General features: G+C 72.2%; 17 protein-coding genes. 8 read left to right on the top strand and 9 right to left on the bottom strand.

Annotation, left to right across the window (positions count from 1 at the left end; translation table 11 throughout):
- Nucleotides 1-117 precede the first annotated feature (117 nt).
- Nucleotides 118-1500: a transcriptional regulator gene (locus tag AB0F38_RS11605; RefSeq protein ID WP_361890300.1), complete on the bottom strand. Its 1383-nt coding sequence runs from the start codon at nucleotides 1498-1500 to the stop codon at nucleotides 118-120.
- A gap of 246 nt (nucleotides 1501-1746) precedes the next feature.
- Between AB0F38_RS11605 and AB0F38_RS11610 the strand changes: the two genes are divergently transcribed.
- The 3 genes from AB0F38_RS11610 to AB0F38_RS11620 are packed head-to-tail and all read left to right on the top strand — an operon-like array spanning nucleotide 1747 to nucleotide 4945.
- The gene (locus AB0F38_RS11610) at nucleotides 1747-2442 is read left to right on the top strand and encodes a bifunctional DNA primase/polymerase (RefSeq protein ID WP_361890694.1); all 696 of its coding nucleotides are present in this window, start codon (nucleotides 1747-1749) and stop codon (nucleotides 2440-2442) included.
- A gap of 38 nt (nucleotides 2443-2480) precedes the next feature.
- Complete coding sequence (locus AB0F38_RS11615; protein WP_361890303.1) at nucleotides 2481-3311, top strand: ABC transporter ATP-binding protein; 831 nt, start codon at nucleotides 2481-2483, stop codon at nucleotides 3309-3311.
- The gene (locus AB0F38_RS11620) at nucleotides 3308-4945 is read left to right on the top strand and encodes a transporter (RefSeq protein ID WP_361890305.1); all 1638 of its coding nucleotides are present in this window, start codon (nucleotides 3308-3310) and stop codon (nucleotides 4943-4945) included. Before AB0F38_RS11615 ends, AB0F38_RS11620 begins: the two co-directional genes overlap by 4 nt.
- A gap of 29 nt (nucleotides 4946-4974) precedes the next feature.
- On the opposite strand, the gene AB0F38_RS11625 is transcribed toward AB0F38_RS11620, so the two are convergent.
- Nucleotides 4975-5898, bottom strand: a complete 924-nt coding sequence (locus AB0F38_RS11625) for an alpha/beta hydrolase (protein WP_361890308.1) — start codon at nucleotides 5896-5898, stop codon at nucleotides 4975-4977.
- Nucleotides 5899-6503: 605 nt separating this feature from the next.
- Nucleotides 6504-7196, bottom strand: a complete 693-nt coding sequence (locus tag AB0F38_RS11630; RefSeq protein ID WP_361890311.1) for a metal-dependent transcriptional regulator — start codon at nucleotides 7194-7196, stop codon at nucleotides 6504-6506.
- A gap of 198 nt (nucleotides 7197-7394) precedes the next feature.
- On the opposite strand from AB0F38_RS11630, the gene AB0F38_RS11635 reads away from it, so the two are divergent.
- On the top strand, nucleotides 7395-8150 hold the full coding sequence (locus AB0F38_RS11635) for an SIS domain-containing protein (protein WP_361890314.1): 756 nt from the start codon (nucleotides 7395-7397) through the stop codon (nucleotides 8148-8150).
- Between the two features lie 61 nt (nucleotides 8151-8211).
- Here AB0F38_RS11635 and AB0F38_RS11640 read toward each other — a convergent pair whose 3' ends face one another.
- Both AB0F38_RS11640 and AB0F38_RS11645 read right to left on the bottom strand, forming a co-directional pair.
- Nucleotides 8212-9606: a PAS domain-containing protein gene (locus AB0F38_RS11640; RefSeq protein WP_361890317.1), complete on the bottom strand. Its 1395-nt coding sequence runs from the start codon at nucleotides 9604-9606 to the stop codon at nucleotides 8212-8214.
- Nucleotides 9607-10025: 419 nt separating this feature from the next.
- The gene (locus tag AB0F38_RS11645; protein ID WP_361890320.1) at nucleotides 10026-10811 is read right to left on the bottom strand and encodes an SDR family oxidoreductase; all 786 of its coding nucleotides are present in this window, start codon (nucleotides 10809-10811) and stop codon (nucleotides 10026-10028) included.
- Between the two features lie 100 nt (nucleotides 10812-10911).
- Between AB0F38_RS11645 and AB0F38_RS11650 the strand changes: the two genes are divergently transcribed.
- Nucleotides 10912-11517 carry a TetR/AcrR family transcriptional regulator gene (locus tag AB0F38_RS11650; RefSeq protein WP_361890323.1) on the top strand — a complete coding sequence of 202 codons (606 nt, stop codon included), beginning with the start codon at nucleotides 10912-10914 and terminating at the stop codon, nucleotides 11515-11517.
- Between the two features lie 4 nt (nucleotides 11518-11521).
- On the opposite strand, the gene pdxH is transcribed toward AB0F38_RS11650, so the two are convergent.
- Nucleotides 11522-12154 (bottom strand): pyridoxamine 5'-phosphate oxidase, encoded by a 633-nt coding sequence (pdxH, locus tag AB0F38_RS11655; RefSeq protein WP_361890326.1) that lies wholly within the window; start codon nucleotides 12152-12154, stop codon nucleotides 11522-11524.
- A 262-nt stretch (nucleotides 12155-12416) separates the two neighbouring features.
- Here pdxH and AB0F38_RS11660 point away from each other — a divergent pair, with 262 nt between their 5' ends.
- Complete coding sequence (locus AB0F38_RS11660; protein ID WP_361890329.1) at nucleotides 12417-13526, top strand: citrate synthase 2; 1110 nt, start codon at nucleotides 12417-12419, stop codon at nucleotides 13524-13526.
- 161 nt (nucleotides 13527-13687) lie between these two features.
- On the opposite strand, the gene AB0F38_RS11665 is transcribed toward AB0F38_RS11660, so the two are convergent.
- The 3 genes from AB0F38_RS11665 to AB0F38_RS11675 all read right to left on the bottom strand — a co-directional run bounded on the left by AB0F38_RS11665 (nucleotide 13688) and on the right by AB0F38_RS11675 (nucleotide 14866).
- Nucleotides 13688-14107 (bottom strand): GNAT family N-acetyltransferase, encoded by a 420-nt coding sequence (locus AB0F38_RS11665; RefSeq protein WP_361890332.1) that lies wholly within the window; start codon nucleotides 14105-14107, stop codon nucleotides 13688-13690.
- A gap of 166 nt (nucleotides 14108-14273) precedes the next feature.
- The gene (locus tag AB0F38_RS11670; RefSeq protein ID WP_361890334.1) at nucleotides 14274-14588 is read right to left on the bottom strand and encodes a hypothetical protein; all 315 of its coding nucleotides are present in this window, start codon (nucleotides 14586-14588) and stop codon (nucleotides 14274-14276) included.
- Nucleotides 14585-14866 carry a hypothetical protein gene (locus AB0F38_RS11675; protein WP_361890337.1) on the bottom strand — a complete coding sequence of 94 codons (282 nt, stop codon included), beginning with the start codon at nucleotides 14864-14866 and terminating at the stop codon, nucleotides 14585-14587. The genes AB0F38_RS11670 and AB0F38_RS11675 overlap by 4 nt, the downstream gene beginning before the upstream one ends.
- A gap of 197 nt (nucleotides 14867-15063) precedes the next feature.
- On the opposite strand from AB0F38_RS11675, the gene AB0F38_RS11680 reads away from it, so the two are divergent.
- Together AB0F38_RS11680 and AB0F38_RS11685 are read left to right on the top strand one after the other, a co-directional pair.
- Nucleotides 15064-15888, top strand: coding sequence for a helix-turn-helix transcriptional regulator (locus AB0F38_RS11680; RefSeq protein ID WP_361890339.1), 825 nt, complete (start codon nucleotides 15064-15066; stop codon nucleotides 15886-15888).
- The gene (locus AB0F38_RS11685; protein ID WP_361890342.1) at nucleotides 15875-16099 is read left to right on the top strand and encodes a DUF397 domain-containing protein; all 225 of its coding nucleotides are present in this window, start codon (nucleotides 15875-15877) and stop codon (nucleotides 16097-16099) included. The genes AB0F38_RS11680 and AB0F38_RS11685 overlap by 14 nt, the downstream gene beginning before the upstream one ends.
- The last annotated feature ends 25 nt before the right edge of the window (nucleotides 16100-16124 follow it).

The following is a 16124-nucleotide window of genomic DNA, read 5'->3' on the forward strand; positions in this document are numbered from 1 at the left end:
ACCGGGTGGCCACCGCCCCGCGCCAAGCGCCCGAGGGCGCTCACCACCCCTCCACACGGCGGGTGGCACGCGGCGCACCTCCGGCGCCGTTCACGGTCGGTCCATGAAATCGGCAGCTCAGGCGGCCTGTAGCTCCATCCGCGCACCGAACTCCCGGACCGCGGGCGTCTCCTCGTACGGCGCGAGCCGCTGCTGGAGGTCATCAAGATATTCGACACCGCGGCTGGACCGCACCGTGCTCAGCAGCTCCATCGCCCGCAGCCCGGTGTGGCACGCCTGCTCCACCTCGCGCTGCTGCACCTGCGCCGTGGCCAGCAGCACCAGGCCGATGCCACGGCGCCGGGTCCGGGACTGCGGGAGGGCCGCGAGGGCCTCCTCGGCCCGGCGCGCGGCCGGCTCCGCCTGCCCGAGGTCGCGGTGGCAGTGCGCCAGCTCGTCCGCGAGATAGCCGGCGTCGAAGTGGGCGATCCAGGAGGGGTCGTCGCCGGTGTCCGGGTCGGACTGCTCCAGGGCGGCCAGCGCCCGGCCGGCCACCACCTGGCACGTACGGGCGTCCCCCATCAGCGCGTGGCCACGGGCCTCCGCGGCGTGGAACATCGCCTCCGCGCGCGGCGTCACCCTCCCCCGCGCGCCCTCCTGCGCGGCCCGCGCCAGCTGGGCGATCTCCCGCGGATTGCCGAGCTGGGCGGCGAGATGGCTCATCGAAGCGGCCAGCACGTAACCGCCGTACGCCCGGTCGCCCGCGGCCTGGGCCAGGCGCAGTGCCTGGATGTAGTACCGCTGGGCCAGGCCCGGCTGGCCGGTGTCGACGGCCATGTACCCGGCGAGCTCGGTGAGCCGGGCCACCGCGCCGAACAGCTCCCTGCCCACCGATTCGCGGTACGCCCCGGAAAGGAGCCCGGACACCACGCTGTTGAGGTAATGGACCAGGACGGGCCGCACGTGTCCGCTGCCGAAGCGGTGGTCCAGGTCGACGAGCGCGGCCGTCATCGCGCGCACCGCCTCCACGTCCGGCATCCCGACGCGGGCTCCCGCGGTGCGTTCCACCTGCGGGTCGGCGCCCGTGATCAGCCAGTCGCGGCTGGGCTCGACCAGCGCGGACGCGGCCACCGCCGAGCCGGACAGCAGATCGCGGCGGCCCACGTCGCTGCGCCACAGCTCGCAGACCTGCTCGATCGCGCCGAGCACCGTGGGCGCGAACTGCAGGCCGACACCGGAGGCCAGGTTCTTGCCGTTGGCCATGCCGATCTCGTCGATCGTGACCGTACGGCCGAGCTTGCGGCCGAGTGCCTCGGCGATGATTCCCGGTGCCCTGCCGCGTGGTTGCTGTCCGCGCAGCCAGCGGGCCACGGAGGTCTTGTCGTAGCGGAGGTCGAGCCCCCGCTCGGCCCCGACCATGTTGACGCGGCGGGCGAGGCCCGCGTTGGAGCAGGCGGCCTCCTGGATGAGCGTCTGGAGCCGTTCGTTCGGCTGGCGGGCGACGAGAGGCCTGGCTGCCATGTTTCCCCCTGGGACCGCAGTGATCGATGGAGGGATCACTGCCCGGCATATGGATGAGAAATGCGCATATTCATCTGTATTGGGTACGCGTGGTGGTGCGTTGGCACAGTCCTGCAAGTGGTTACCCGCCCCTCGGGGCACCGCCTCACGCGCGCCCCCGCCCATGCCTCCGTGCGCCCCGCGTGCAGGTTCGTTCCGCCGTGACCGGCGGCCGTGCGCCCGTAACCCCCGGTGGCGACGGAAGTTGTGCTGTTCGTGGAAGAGACCATCGGAGTGACGGAAGCCACGCAGGTCGCACACGTCCCCCGGCAGCGAGGTGAGCAACTGCTCGGCGCCGCGGCGTGGTACGCGGAGGTGCGGCACTGGGACGTGTTCCCCGGCACCTGGCTCGAGACGGTGGACGGGGCGGAACGCTGCTCGTGCGGGGACGCCGGCTGCGCCTCCCCCGGAGCCCATCCCAGCCGTCCCGACTGGGCCGGCCAGGCCACCGGCAGTGCCGCGGCCGCCCGCCGGATGTGGTCCCAGCACCCCAGGTCCTCCGTGCTGTTGCCGACCGGCCGGTCCTTCGACGCACTCGACGTACCGGAGTCCGCGGGCTTCCTGGCCCTGGCCAGGACGGAGCGGATGGGCCTCCCGCTGGGCCCGGTGACCCGCACCCCGGACCGCCGGATGGTGTTCTTCGTGCTGCCGGGCGCCGCTGCCACCGCCCCCGGCCTCGTCGGCCGGCTGGGCTGGGACGTGGGATCCATCGACCTGGTGGGGCTCGGTGAGGGCCATTACGTGGCAGGGCCGCCGACCCGCGTCGGCGGGCGCGGCGCCGTGCAGTGGGCGCGGCGCCCGACGCCGACGAACCGGTGGCTGCCCGACGTGGAGGAGCTGATCAGCCCGCTCGCGTACGCCTGCGCCCGGGAGGCGGCGGACACCCGTACGCGCCTTTCGTAGGGTGGTCCCCACACGTGGGGATATCGAAAGGCAGTGCCATGCCGGACCAGGCGGACAGCACGGGCGGGACGACCGGGACGGGCGGTGACGGTGCTTCCATAGCGCCGCCCGCCGTGCGGGTGCGGGGACTGTGGAAGCGGTTCGGGGATCAGATCGCGGTCTCCGGGATCGATCTGGAGCTGCCCGCGGGCAAGTTCATCGGCCTGGTCGGCCCCAACGGGGCGGGGAAGACGACCACGCTCTCGATGGTCACGGGACTGCTCAGGCCCGACATGGGGAGCATCGAGATCGGCGGTCACGACGTGTGGCGGGACCCGGTCGCGGTGAAGGCCCGGATCGGGGTCCTCCCGGAGGGGCTGCGACTGTTCGAACGGCTCTCGGGGCGTGAACTCCTGGCGTACACCGGCCGGTTGCGGGGGCTGCCGGGCGCCGAGGTCGACAAGCGGACCACCCAGCTGCTCGATGTCCTCGATCTGGCGGGGGCGCAGCACAAGCTGGTCGTGGACTACTCGACCGGGATGCGCAAGAAGATCGGGCTCGCGGCGGCCCTGCTGCACAATCCCGAAGTGCTCTTCCTCGACGAGCCGTTCGAGGGAGTGGACCCGGTGTCGGCACAGACGATCCGCGGGGTGCTGGAGCGGTACACCCGCTCCGGCGCGACCGTGGTCTTCTCCAGCCATGTGATGGAGCTCGTCGAGTCGCTCTGCGACTGGGTGGCCGTCATGGCGGCGGGCCGGATCCGGGCCCGGGGCACCCTCGCCGAGGTGCGCGGCGACGCGTCCTCGCTGCAGGACGCGTTCCTCGAACTCGTCGGCGCGGGCGCCCGCGACACCGGGGAGACCCTGGACTGGCTGGGCGGCACCCGGTGACCGTCCTCGACAGCCCCGCGGGGCACGACGCGGTACCGGCGGTGCGGGGCCAGGGCCTCGTGCCCGTCTTCGTGCGGCTCAAGCTGGCGCTGCTGCGCAACGGGCTGCGCCAGTCGTCCGGGCGGCGGGCGGTCTACATCACGTCCCTCGTCGTCACGCTGCTGTTCGCCGCGGGCCAGGTGGTCGGGCTGGTCGCGCTGCGCGGCCATGCCCAGGCGGAGACCCTCGTGGTGTTGCTGACCGCCGTGGTGGCGCTGGGCTGGGCGGTGATGCCGTTGTTCTTCCCGAGCGGCGACGAGACCCTCGACCCGAGCCGGCTGGTCATGCTTCCGCTGCGGCCACGCCCGCTGATCGGGGCACTGCTGGTGTCCTCGCTGATCGGTGTCGGACCGCTCTTCACGTTCGCCCTGGTCCTCGGTTCGGTGATCGCGGTGGGGCGGGGCGCGGCGGCGGCGGTGGCCGCGGTCGTCGCCGTACCGCTGACGCTGCTGGTCTGTGTGGCGCTGGCCCGGTCCGTCGCCACGGCCAACGTCCGGCTGCTGACCTCCCGCAAGGGGCGCGATCTCGCGCTGCTCAGCGGGCTGGTGATCGCGGTGGGCATCCAGTTCGTCAGCTTCGGTGCGCAGCGCCTGGGGCGGGCGGGCGGGCTGTCCTCGCTCGAACCGCTCGCGGACGTGGTCCGCTGGCTGCCGCCGGCCTCGGCGCTCGGCGCGGTGGGGTCCGCCTCCGAGGGGGCGCACGGGGCCGCCGCCGGGCAGCTGCTGCTCTCGGTGCTCGCGCTGGGGGCCTTGTTGTGGCTGTGGCAGCGGAGTCTGGCGAAGCTGATGACCTCACCGGACGGCTCCACGATCGCCGCTGCCGGCCGCGACGCCGGACCGGATCGCTCCGGACTCTTCGCGCTGCTGCCCGGGGGACGCACGGGGGCGGTGATGGAGCGCAGTCTGCGCTACATCGCCCGGGACCCGAAGACGAAGGCCACGTGGGTGGCGGCACTGGCGGTCGGCCTGATCGTGCCGGTGCTCAACGCGGTGCAGGGATCCGGCTCGGTCTACCTCGCCTGCTTCGCGGCCGGGATGCTCGGCATGCAGATGTACAACCAGTTCGGGCAGGACACCTCCGCCTTCTGGATGGTGGCGCTGTCGATCTCGTCCGCCCGGGACGCCTACGTCGAACTGCGGGCGCGGGCCCTGGCGCTGCTGCTGATCACCCTGCCGTACACGGTCCTGGTGACCGCGGTGACGGCGGCGGTGCTCGGGGACTGGGCGACCTTGCCCGCGTCCATGGGGCTGTCCTTCGCCCTGCTCGGCGCGATGCTGGCGACGGGCGCGACGGCCTCGGCGCTGTTCCCGTACTCGATCCCGCAGGAGGGCGCGTTCAAGAACGTGGCGCCGGGGCAGGCGGGACTCGCCTGGATCTCCATCCTCGGCGGAATGGTGGCGTGCGCCCTGCTCTGCGCGCCGGTGATCGGGCTGACGGTCTGGCTGCATGTGGCGGATCTGCGGGGCTGGTTGTGGCTGCTGCTTCCGGTGGGAGCGGTGTACGGAGCGTTCCTCGGGTGGCTGGGGGTACGCGTGGCGGCGCCGCGTACGGCGGACCGGCTCCCGGAGATCCTGGCGGCCGTCAGCAAGGGCTGAGCGGGCGCCCGGGCCTTCGGGGCCGGGGCCTACGGGATCGCCGGGTCGTGGGCCGACGGGTCCCGGTCGTCCGCCTCTCCGTCGTCCCGGAAGTCCTCGGCGAGCTGCTCCAGGAACGGCTCCACCGCCGTGCGCCAGCCCTCCGGCTGGTCGTAGTGGACGAGGTGACCGGCGTCGGCCACCTCCGCGTACTGCCCGCGCGGCAGGACGCGGACCATCTCCTGGGCCTCCGCCCGGCCCAGCTCGCCGTCGATCCCGCGCAGGACCAGGGTGGGGCACCGCACCTGCGCCAGCTCCTCCCAGTGGGCGTCGTGGACCCAGGTGGCCCGGGAGCGGAGCATCTGCGCGCGGGAGAAGACGGGCCGCCAGCCGTCGGACCGCTCGGCCATCACCTCGGCGAAGAACTCGCCGCGGGAGGGGTTGGGCCGCTCCACCCAGGGATCGTCCTCGCCGAACCACTTCCGTACGTCGGCGAGGGTCGCGAAGGGGACCGGCCACGCGTTGAACCAGTCCTCCCATTCGCGCTGCGAGGCGGCCCCGAGCGCGGAGGCCCGCATGTCGCAGATGATCAGGGCCTTCACGAGGTCCGGGCGCTTCGCGGCGAGCTGCCACGCGGTGAGCGCGCCCATCGAATGCCCGATGAGGACGACGGGGGCGAGACCGAGCTGTTCGATCGCCGCCTCGGCGTCGGCGACGTACGCGTCCCGGGTGTACGGACCCTCGGCCGGCTTGTCGCTGCGGCCGTGGCCCCGCTGGTCGAGACCGACCGGGCGGTGACGCTCGGAGAGCCAGCGGGCGGTGGAGGCCCAGTGCGCGGACCGGCCCATCAGCCCGTGCAGCAATAAGACCCCGGGGGCGCGCCCGGCCTCCGCGCGCCCTTTGGGCGAGTCGGCGAACTCCCAGGCCGCGAGGCGTACGCCGTCGGATCCGGTCACATCAATGCGCCGCACCATAGGTTCTGGCACCCCCTTCTGGTTCTCGATCACCGTGTGGTCGCCTCCGCCAGACTATCGAACCTTTATTCGAACAACGGGGTTCGGCTCGCAAGATCCCACGTACGAGTGACACCACTCCAGGATTGCCGCCCGCCGCCGGGGGGAGATCTTCTCCAGGAAGCGGACCGCTCGGGGACAGGGGTCCGCGGAAGCTGACCTCGAGAGCTCGGGGCTCCGGGTCAGCACAGGGGAGGAACGGCCCCGGCACCTTCGGGCGCCGGGGCCGTTCCCTGTTCCGGAGCGGATCGGTCGGCGCGCACGCCGGACCGTCGGGGCATCTCGCCGGCCCCGTACGGCGATGAGGACGGCCGGGAGCCCGGCAGCCACCTCACGGTGCACATGCCAGTACGACGGGCGCATTCCCCGCTCCCTCCCCGACCGCCCGGCAGATGCTGCCGGCACTCTCAGGTCATATGCCTGGCCACAGCCTGGCACGCGATTCGCCCGGCCGCTGCGATTCCGGACGGAAAACGGAAAGCGGGCGCAATCGGTTCACATCTGCACGTGCATCTGCACCGGTGCCTGCAACTGCGCCCGGACACCGGTGGCCGCATCGGGGTGGATCAGCGCTTCGCGACGAAGACGTGCGAGGCGACCTCGGCGTCCAGCTCCGCCGCCTCTCCGCTGGAACCGACCAGCACACCGCCGGCCGACTCGGTCACGCTGACGACCGATCCGGGCTGCACACCCGCGCGTCGCAGCGCGTACATCAGCTGTGCGTCGGTCTGGATCGGCTCACCGATCCGGCGCACCACCACGGTCTTGCCCTCCGACCCGGGGTCGAGCTCGGACAGGCTCACCATGCTCTCGTCCAGGAACGGATCGGCCTCGGCCTTCTCGCCCAGCTCCTCCAGACCCGGGATCGGATTCCCGTAGGGGGACTCCGTCGGGTGCCGCAGCAGCTCCAGGACGCGGCGCTCCACGGCCTCACTCATCACGTGCTCCCAGCGACACGCCTCGGCGTGGACCTGCTCCCACTCCAGGCCGATCACGTCGACGAGCAGGCACTCGGCGAGACGGTGCTTGCGCATCACCCGCGTCGCGAGGCGCCGCCCCTCCTCCGTCAGCTCCAGATGGCGGTCGCCCGCGACCTGGACCAGCCCGTCCCGCTCCATGCGCGCCACCGTCTGGCTGACCGTCGGACCGCTCTGGTCCAGCCGTTCGGCGATCCGGGCGCGCATCGGGACCACGCCTTCCTCTTCGAGCTCGAGGATGGTGCGGAGATACATCTCCGTTGTGTCGATCAGTCCGGACATACGTGCCCCTCGATGCTGTGACATGAAAATCGTCGTGCGATGGCCCTCAGCCAATTCTGACGCATACGGCCGACAACCGTGCCGTGCCGTCGGAAGCATCTCGGCGGGAGCGGTGCCGGGCGGTTGACAGGTCACCGGTCCGGACCGCAACGTGATCCGCGGCACGGACACCCCACCCCCGCAGGAAAGGCCTCCTCGATGAGCGACAGCAAGCTCGCCGGTCAGTTCTTCGACGCCGCGATCGGCCTGCTGGAGCGTGTGCGCGACGAGGAGGCCGGATCCGTCGCGGCAGCGGGCGCCGCCATCGCCGACACGGTCGCCGCGGGCGGCCGGCTCTTCGCCTTCGGCGCCGGGCACTCCTCGCTGGCCGCGCAGGACGTCGTCTACCGGGCGGGCGGGCTCGCCCTGATGAACCTGCTCGCCGTGCCCGGCACGCTCGGCGTCGACGTCATGCCGGCCACGCTCGGTTCCGCGCTGGAGCGGGTGGACGGGCTGGCCGGCGCGGTGCTCGACTCCAGCCCCGCGAGGTCCGGCGACCTCCTCGTGATCATCTCCCTGTCCGGGCGCAACGCACTGCCCGTGGAGATGGCGCAGAACGCCCGGGCGCTCGGCCTGACGGTCATCGGGGTCACCTCGGTCGCGTACGCGACGGGCACCCGGTCGCGGCACGTCTCGGGAGGGTTCCTGCGGGACCACTGCGACATCGTGCTCGACAGCAAGATCGCGATCGGCGACGCGGAGCTGACCGCGGAAGGCGTCGAGGCACCGTTCGCGCCCGCGTCGACGGTGGTCACGAGTGCGCTGATGCAGGCGATGGCCGCCGCCGCCGCCGAGGAGCTGGTCGCCCGGGGGATCGAGCCGCCGCTGCTGCGGTCGGGGAACGTGGACGGCGGGCACGAGTGGAACGGGCGCGTGATGCGCGAGTACGGGGACCGGATCTTCTACCGGCACTGAGTGGCGCGCGGGCGGGGTCGCGCGGGTTCCGTCCCCGGACGCCCGGGCCCGGGGCGCGGGCTCACGGCCCGGGCCGGCCGGGGTCGCCGAAGCCGGTCGTCAGCTGGGCCAGGTCCACCGCCGAGGCGACCCGGACCGCCACGCTCTCCGCGTACATCGCGTCCGCGCGTTCGAACGCGCCGCGGTGCGCCGCGCGCAGGAACGTCACCACGCCCAGCGTCCGCCCCCGGCTCCGCAGCACGGCGCACAGGGCGTGCACCGCGTCGCGGGGCCACTGGCGCTCCACCGCCCACGCCTCGCCCGCACCGGTCCGCGCACTGGCCCGGACCGACCCCGTGCGCTCCACCGCCTGCAGGGCGGGGTGCCCCGCCCCGTACCGCGCCGGGAGCGCGCCGCCGGGCACCGGCAGGCAGGGACCCGGCGCGTCGGACGGCGTCGCGGCGGCCCGCACCAGCCGCTCCCCCGCCAGCAGGTCCACCACCACATGGTCGGCGAACCCGGCCAGGGCGTAGTCCAGCGAGGAGGTCGCGGCCTCCACGGGGTCCTCGCACTCGGCCGCCTGGCGGGCCGCCCGGTGCAGCTGGTTCGACCGGAAGCGCACCCGGTCCGCCTCCTGCTCCGCGAGCTTCGCCGCCGTCACGTCCCGGAACAGCCAGCCGACCCCCAACGGAACCGGTTCTTCGGCGAGCGGCGAGGCCAGCCGCAGGAACCCGCTGCGCCAGCAGCGCCGCCGGTCGCCCTCCGCCGTCCGCAGCGTCACCCACAGCTCCGCCGGAGCGGACGGGGCTCCCTCGGCGAGCACATGCTGCAGCGCGCCCTCCAGGTCCTCCACCCCCTGCACGAGGAGCTCACCCAGCGGGCGCCCCAGCAGCGCCGTACGCCCGGTGCCCAGTGCCCGGGCCGCGTAGGAGTTGACGACGGTGGGCCGCAGATCGACGTCGACGAGGACCACCCCCCACGACGCCTCCTCGAACAACGCCTCGCTCAGCGCGATGGACCGCTCCAGGTCGATCTGCGCGTGCACCTCGCTGAACGCGCAGTACACCCCGGCCGGCTTGCCGTCCTCGCCGCGCACCCCGGACGACTGGGTCCGCACGAGCACCCTCCCGCCGTCCTTGCGCAGCAGCGCGAATTCGTGGACCTGCCGGCCGGGAGCCTCCATCGCGGCCATCAGCCGGCCCTGCACGTCCTCGGCGTCCGCACTGCGCACCGCCCATCCGGCGAACCCCGTCCGCCCGACGGCCTCCGCGGCGGACCAGCCGAGAATCCGCTCGGCCTCGCGGTTCCAGTGGGTGATCGCGCCATGCGCGTCGAACGCGCAGAGCGCGGCGTCCATCCCGTCGAGCAGCGCCGCGAGCAGCCGGGACCCGGGGACCGGCACTGCCGGGGGCTCGCGCCCGGGGTCCTCGTCGGGCCCGACCGCGTCCGTGGTGCCGCTGCTCCTGGAAGCACTCACTCCGTACCTCCCGCAGGACCTGTTCCGCATTGCCGCACGTCAGACCATTGAACTCGAACGTGAGCCACCGCACAGCCACTTCCCGGAAATCCGGTGTCCACCCGCCCCGTTAAATCACTTGTGCCCCCCGGGCGGGAGTTCCTAGGCTGTGGTCACACGTTGAAAGGAGGTGATCCGAAAAGTGCAGTCTTATCGGATTCGTGAGGTGGCTGCGGGCTGACAGCCCGTCGTCGCACCTGGTGCACCTCGGCGGACTGTCTGCCGAAACCCAAGCAGTCACCGACCCGCAGGCTCGCCGGTAAGTCCGGCCGGCCCCTCCGTGAGGAGGGACCAGAGCCTGCGGGTTTCCGCGTTCGTGAGGCCGGGGACCGCCGGGCTCTCGCCGTCCGGAGTGCCGGTACCGCCCGGACCGGCCGGTGTCAGTACTGCTCGGACTGGCCGCCGTCGATCGGGATGACCGTGGCGTTGATGAAGCCGGACTCCTCGGAGAGCAGGAACGCGACCAGGTCGCCGACCTCCTCCGGCCTGCCGAAGCGCTTCATCGGGTTGACGCTGACGAAGGCCTCGCCCGCCTGCTCCCAGTTCTCCGGGTCCAGCTGCTTGAGCGAACCCTCGACCATCGGGGTCATGATCGCGCCGGGGGCTATCGCCTTGACGGTGACGCCGAACCGGCCGTACTCCACACCGGAGTTCCGGGTGAGGCCGACGACGCCGTGCTTGGCCGCCGCGTAACCGGACTGGTTGCCCACGCCCCGGATACCACCGACGGAAGCCGTGTTCACGACCGAGCCGGAGCCCTGGCCCTTCATGACCGGGAGGACGTACTTGAGGCCGAGGAACACTCCGCGGAGGTTGATCGACACGACGCGGTCGAACTCGTCGGTGCCGAAGTCCTGGGTGAGGTTCTGCTTGCCCTCGATGCCGGCGTTGTTGAAGAAGCCGTCGATACGCCCGTAGGCCTCGACCGTGGCGGATACGTACCGCCGCGCGTCGTCCTCGGAGCTGACGTCGGCGGTGATCCGCAGGACCTCCGCACCGGGCGCCGCCTTCTCGACCTCGGCCGCCGTGTCCGCGAGGCCCTGCTCGCTGACGTCGACGAGGGCCAGCCGGGCTCCTTCGGACGCGACCCGCAGGGCCGCCGCTCGGCCGAGGCCGGAGCCGCCGCCGGTGATGAGGACGACCTTGCCGCTGAACCGGTCTTCCATGACTGAAACCTCCACACTGGATGCGAATGTCAATAGACTAGACAGTCCGTACAGTCTCATTATTCCGGCCGTGCCCGCCCGACCCGCCTCCGGAGGTCCCATGAATGATCCTTCCGCCGTCCCTCGCCCCCGGCGCGGCCCCCGGCGCGACCCGGACGCCCATGAGGCCGTCCTGGCGGCGACGCGCGAGCTGGTGGCCGAGCTCGGCTACAAGGGCGTGACGATGGACCGCATCGCCTCGCGGGCCGGGGTGGCCCGGATGACGGTCTACCGGTGGTGGCCGAACAAGGCGGCGGTGATCACCGAGGCGGTCGCGGACAGGCTCGCTCCGGGGCCGGCTCCCGACACCGGTGACGTGCGCGAGGACGCGCTGCTCTGGCTGCGCGGTCTGGTGCGGACCCTGACCCTGCTCGGCGACCCCAGCGTGGTCACGGGTGCGCTGACCGAGCGCGGGGAGGCCGGGCGGGCCGATCTGCGGGACCTGCTCAGGGCCCACTCCGAACCGGCCTCGCGGCTCCTGCGCAAGGGCGTGGCGCAGGGCCTGCTGCCGCGGGACCTGCCGGTGGAGGCGGTCGTGGACAGCTGGGTGGGGTACGTCGTGTACCGCACGGTGTTCCTGGGCCAGGAGATCACCGAGGCCGGCCTCCTGGACCTCGTACGCCTGCTGCCGCCGCCTCCCGGGGCGTCCGGGACCGGGGCGGGCTGAGGGGTCAGGGGCAGAGCCGCTCCACGCGCCATTCGGCGGCCGGGCTGTCGCGCACGTACCGCAGCCGGTCGTGCAGCCGGTTCTCGCGGCCCTGCCAGAATTCGATCGTGTCCGGTACGACGAGGAAGCCGCCCCACTGCGGGGGTGCCGGGACCTTCTCGCCCTCCGGGTAGCGGGCGGCCAGCTCCTCGTAGTGCCGCACCAGCTCCTCGCGCGAGCCGATCACCGCGGACTGCTCGCTCGCCCAGGCGCCCAGCTGGGAGCCGTGCGGGCGGACACGGAAGTAGGCGACCGTCTCCTCGCGGCCGACACGGGCCGCGGTGCCGGTGACGATGACCTGGCGGGCCAGCGGGTGCCAGGGGAAGAGCAGTGAGACGTACGGGTTCGCGGCCAGCTCGCGGCCCTTGCGGGAGCCGTAGTTGGTGAAGAAGACGAAGCCGCGGTCGTCGTAGTGCTTCAGCAGCACCGTGCGGGAGGACGGCCGGCCGTCGGGCGTGGCCGTGGAGACCACCATCGCGTTCGGCTCGTGGAGCGCCCCGCCCGCGGCGACCTGCCGGAACCAGTGCGCGAACTGGTCCATGGGGTCGGCGGCGAGGTCCTTCTCGGTGAAGTCCTCGGAGCGGTACTGCTCGCGCATCGCGGCCGGATCGGTGGTGCAATCGGAGGCAGAGGCGTGAGAGGAGGCGGAAGCGGAGGACGGAGTGGCATCAGCTGTGGGCACGAAGGCCATCCTGCCGCAGCGGGCCGTACACCGGTGGGGAGGGGCCCGGCCCGGCCGCCCGCCCCGGTGCCGGGAGGCTGTGCGGGACGTCACCCTTCCCCGCATCGTGGGAAGCCGCCAATATCGTGGGCAGGCCCGTGTGGCCTGCATACACCCGCCGAGCCGAGGGAGCCGCCCGATGTCCGACTTCGTACCCGGACTTGAAGGAGTCGTCGCGTTCGAGACGGAGATCGCCGAGCCCGACAAGGAAGGCGGCTCGCTCCGCTACCGAGGCGTCGACATCGAGGACCTCGTCGGCCACGTGTCGTTCGGCCATGTGTGGGGGCTGCTGGTGGACGGGGCGTTCAACCCCGGGCTGCCGCCCGCCGAACCGTTCCCCATCCCCGTGCACTCCGGCGACATCCGGGTCGACGTGCAGTCCGCGCTCGCCATGCTGGCGCCCGTGTGGGGCCTCAGGCCGCTGCTCGACATCGACGAGGAGACCGCGCGCAACGACCTGGCGCGGGCGGCCGTGATGGCCCTCTCGTACGTCGCGCAGTCGGCGCGCGGCCAGGGACTGCCGATGGTCCCGCAGAGCGAGATCGACAAGGCGCAGTCCGTGGTGGAGCGGTTCATGATCCGCTGGCGCGGTGAGCCGGACCCCAAGCACGTCAAGGCCGTCGACGCCTACTGGACGTCGGCGGCCGAGCACGGCATGAACGCCTCGACGTTCACCGCCCGGGTGATCGCGTCGACCGGCGCGGACGTGGCGGCGGCGCTGTCCGGTGCGGTGGGCGCGATGTCGGGTCCGCTGCACGGCGGCGCCCCGTCCCGGGTCCTCGGCATGATCGAGGAGATCGAGCGGACCGGCGACGCCACGGCGTACGTGAAGCAGGCCCTGGACAAGGGCGAGCGGCTGATGGGCTTCGGGCACCGGGTGTACCGGGCCGAGGACCCGCGGGCCCGCGTCCTGCGGCGTACGGCACGCGAGCTGGCCGCGCCGCGCTTCGAGGTGGCCGAGGCGCTGGAGAAGGCCGCGCTGGAGGAGCTGCACGCCCGCCGCCCGGACCGGGTGCTGGCGACGAACGTCGAGTTCTGGGCGGCGATCGTGCTGGACTTCGCCGAGGTCCCGGCGCACATGTTCACGTCGATGTTCAGCTGTGCCCGTACGGCGGGCTGGTCGGCCCACATCCTGGAGCAGAAGCGGACGGGCCGCCTGGTGCGCCCCTCGGCGACGTACGTCGGCCCGGGTGCGCGGGACCCGCGGGAGATCGCGGGGTACGAGCAGCTCGCGGACCTGGGGAACTGAGCGGGAGCGGGGCGACGGGGGCGCGGAGACCGGCCGTCGCGGACAGCGCGGCCGCGTTCATCCGTTCCGCCCCCTCGCCCGGTGCCCTCCGGCACGGCACCTTCGCCCTCGCCTTCACGCGCGGACGGACACCCGGGCCCGATGACCGGGAACGCCATTGATCAGACCGTGCGGTGCATGCCCACCGAGGCCGGCGCGGTCGGCTTGAAGCCGAACTTCTCGTAGAGGAATCGGGCGTCACCGTCCGCGATCAGAGAAACGTACGCACCTTCAGGGGCTCGGTGCTCAAGCTCCTGCACGAGCTCGCCCATGATCCGCCTGCCCAGCCCGCGGCCCTGATGCTCCGGCAGGACGCAGATGTCGACGATCTGGAGAGCACACCCGCCGTCACCGATGACGCGGCCCATTCCGACCGGCTCCTCCTCGTGGAGCACCGTCACGGCATGCCAGGTGTTCGGCAGTCCGATCCGGGCGGCCTCCGGCGTCTTGGAGCTCAGCCCGGACTCGGACCGCAGCCGGAGATACGTCTTCACCGAGGGCGTCTCGGCCCGAATCTCGTAAGGATCAATACCCGTGTTCACCTGCTACAGATTACGGGTGCGGCAGGCGAACGCAAAACGCTCCGGCCCCAGCCCCTCATGTCCCGCCCTCCGGGCCTCGGCCCCGGACCGTTCCGTCTCATGGGTTCCGGTCGCCGCAGGCCGACGGACGGGAGCACGCGGGTCCGGGAGTGCTATTGACGTACCGTCATCTCCCGGCCGGGTCATCGACGCCCAGGCAGTCATCCAGCCGTCGCCCCCGGCTCTCGGCCACGCGCCGCACGTCACCCAGCGATTCGGCCAGGCGGCAGGCGAGGTAGTGCACCTGGGCGCCGGTCGACCGCCGGTCGGCCAGCATGTCCGCCGCGTGACCCAGGAGTTCCCCGGCCATGGACAGCTGTGCGCACTCGACCCGGTCAGCCATCCGCGACACCTTGCCCGACCCGTCCCCGAGGAGATAGCAGGGCTCACCACTCGTCGTCGTCCACGGAAGCAGCCGCGCCTCACCGGAGCTCGTCCTCACGCCGCGACACCCCATCCGTGCGTGGCGACGACAAGCACCCGTCGCCGCCTCAGCTCCGCGAGTTCGCGCGCCGCCCGCTCCCTCTCGTACGCCAGGTAGTACGGGCGCACCAACGGGCTGTCCTCACCGCGCGGCGGAGACTCCCCGGTGCAGCGGGCCGTCACACCGCCCACGTATGCACAGGTGTACCGGTAGACGTACGCACCCCGGCGCCACCCCGCGCCGGGCACGAGCGTTCTCACCAGCATCGCGAAGAACCGGGCGATACCGTCTGCCATGTCTGCCTGCTTTCCTCGGGTCGACCATGTCCCCGGGCCGCTTCCACCGGCCGCGGGGGCGCTTTCGCGGGCACGCCACACGAAGGAGCGAACAACCACGCTCCGTGCCCGGCTCTTCACAGCATGGGATCACCGCTCGCTACGCTGCCAGGGGTCTGCGCTTGACAGCGCGCCTGTCATCCCCGGGAGTTGGTCATATGGCGTCGCATCACAGGCCGCGCACGGCACGAGCGAAGTACGGCGAGGAGCTACGGCTCAGGCGCCTGGCGGCCGGCCTGACCCAGGAGGCACTGAGCGAGCAGATCGTGTGCTCGCCGACACTCATCAGCCACTTCGAGGCCGGCCGCCGGCTACCGAGCCCGGACGACGCCCAGCGGATCGACCGCGCGCTGGCGACCGACGGTTTCTTCGCCCGGTGGCTGGAGGATCTGGACACCAAGTTCGTCGACCACTTCGCGGCGGTGGCCGAGCTGGAACGGCAGGCGACCGAGATCCGGCAGTTCGGCCTCACACTCGTGCCGGGCCTCCTGCAGACGGACAGCTACGCGCGGGCGCTCTTCCGCGCCTACCGGCCCAACCACCAGCGCGAGGAGCTTGACAGAGACGTCGTCATCCGAACCGAACGCGCCCGCATTCTCGACAGCGCGCTGCGCCCTGTCGTCTGGACGATGCTGGACGAAGCCACGCTCCGCCGTCGGATCGGCGGCGCCCATGTCATGGCTGAACAGCTGAACGCTGTGGCTGACTTGGCCGACGCAGGCCGGATTCGACTGCACGTGGTGCCGTACGAGACCGGGGCACACGCGCTCCTGCAAAGTCTGGTCACCCTGCTGAGCTTCGCGGATTCGGCCCCCGTGGCCTACGTAGAAGGCTTCCGCACAGGGCACTTGATGGACGATCCCGCACTGGTGAGCGCCAGTCAGACGGCCTACGCTCTTTCGCTAGGCGACGCGTTGTCGCACAAGGATTCACTGGCTCTGGTCAGGGCCGCAGCGGAGGAACACGAACATGCCCAGCACTGAGCGTACGGTCGCCGATTCCTCCACCCTCTCCGGGTGGCACAAGTCCAGTTACAGCGGTGGTGACCAGGGCGAATGCCTCGAAGTGGCCCGCGGCTACGACGCCGTCCCCGTCCGGGACAGCAAGGTCACCGACGGACCGACCGTGGTGGCGTCCGCGGCAAGCTGGTCGGCCTTCGTCACCGCCGTCAGGAACGGCTCACTCGACGTCTGACAGCCGGACAGGACCCGCTCAGCCG

The sequence above is a fragment of the Streptomyces sp. NPDC025273 genome, assembly GCF_040638585.1.
In the GTDB taxonomy this organism is placed as follows: domain Bacteria; phylum Actinomycetota; class Actinomycetes; order Streptomycetales; family Streptomycetaceae; genus Streptomyces; species Streptomyces cinereorectus.

What these genes read in the sequence shown, in the direction of transcription:
- AB0F38_RS11660 (WP_361890329.1), top strand. Translation starts at nt 12,417, where the DNA reads ATGTCCGACTTCGTACCCGGACTTGAAGGAGTCGTCGCGTTCGAGACG.
- AB0F38_RS11650 (WP_361890323.1), top strand. Translation starts at nt 10,912, where the DNA reads ATGAATGATCCTTCCGCCGTCCCTCGCCCCCGGCGCGGCCCCCGGCGC.
- AB0F38_RS11680 (WP_361890339.1), top strand. Translation starts at nt 15,064, where the DNA reads ATGGCGTCGCATCACAGGCCGCGCACGGCACGAGCGAAGTACGGCGAG.
- AB0F38_RS11635 (WP_361890314.1), top strand. Translation starts at nt 7,395, where the DNA reads ATGAGCGACAGCAAGCTCGCCGGTCAGTTCTTCGACGCCGCGATCGGC.
- AB0F38_RS11605 (WP_361890300.1), bottom strand. Translation starts at nt 1,500, where the DNA reads ATGGCAGCCAGGCCTCTCGTCGCCCGCCAGCCGAACGAACGGCTCCAG.
- pdxH (WP_361890326.1), bottom strand. Translation starts at nt 12,154, where the DNA reads ATGCGCGAGCAGTACCGCTCCGAGGACTTCACCGAGAAGGACCTCGCC.
- AB0F38_RS11625 (WP_361890308.1), bottom strand. Translation starts at nt 5,898, where the DNA reads ATGGTGCGGCGCATTGATGTGACCGGATCCGACGGCGTACGCCTCGCG.
- AB0F38_RS11675 (WP_361890337.1), bottom strand. Translation starts at nt 14,866, where the DNA reads ATGGCAGACGGTATCGCCCGGTTCTTCGCGATGCTGGTGAGAACGCTC.
- AB0F38_RS11630 (WP_361890311.1), bottom strand. Translation starts at nt 7,196, where the DNA reads ATGTCCGGACTGATCGACACAACGGAGATGTATCTCCGCACCATCCTC.
- AB0F38_RS11685 (WP_361890342.1), top strand. Translation starts at nt 15,875, where the DNA reads ATGCCCAGCACTGAGCGTACGGTCGCCGATTCCTCCACCCTCTCCGGG.
- AB0F38_RS11645 (WP_361890320.1), bottom strand. Translation starts at nt 10,811, where the DNA reads ATGGAAGACCGGTTCAGCGGCAAGGTCGTCCTCATCACCGGCGGCGGC.
- AB0F38_RS11615 (WP_361890303.1), top strand. Translation starts at nt 2,481, where the DNA reads ATGCCGGACCAGGCGGACAGCACGGGCGGGACGACCGGGACGGGCGGT.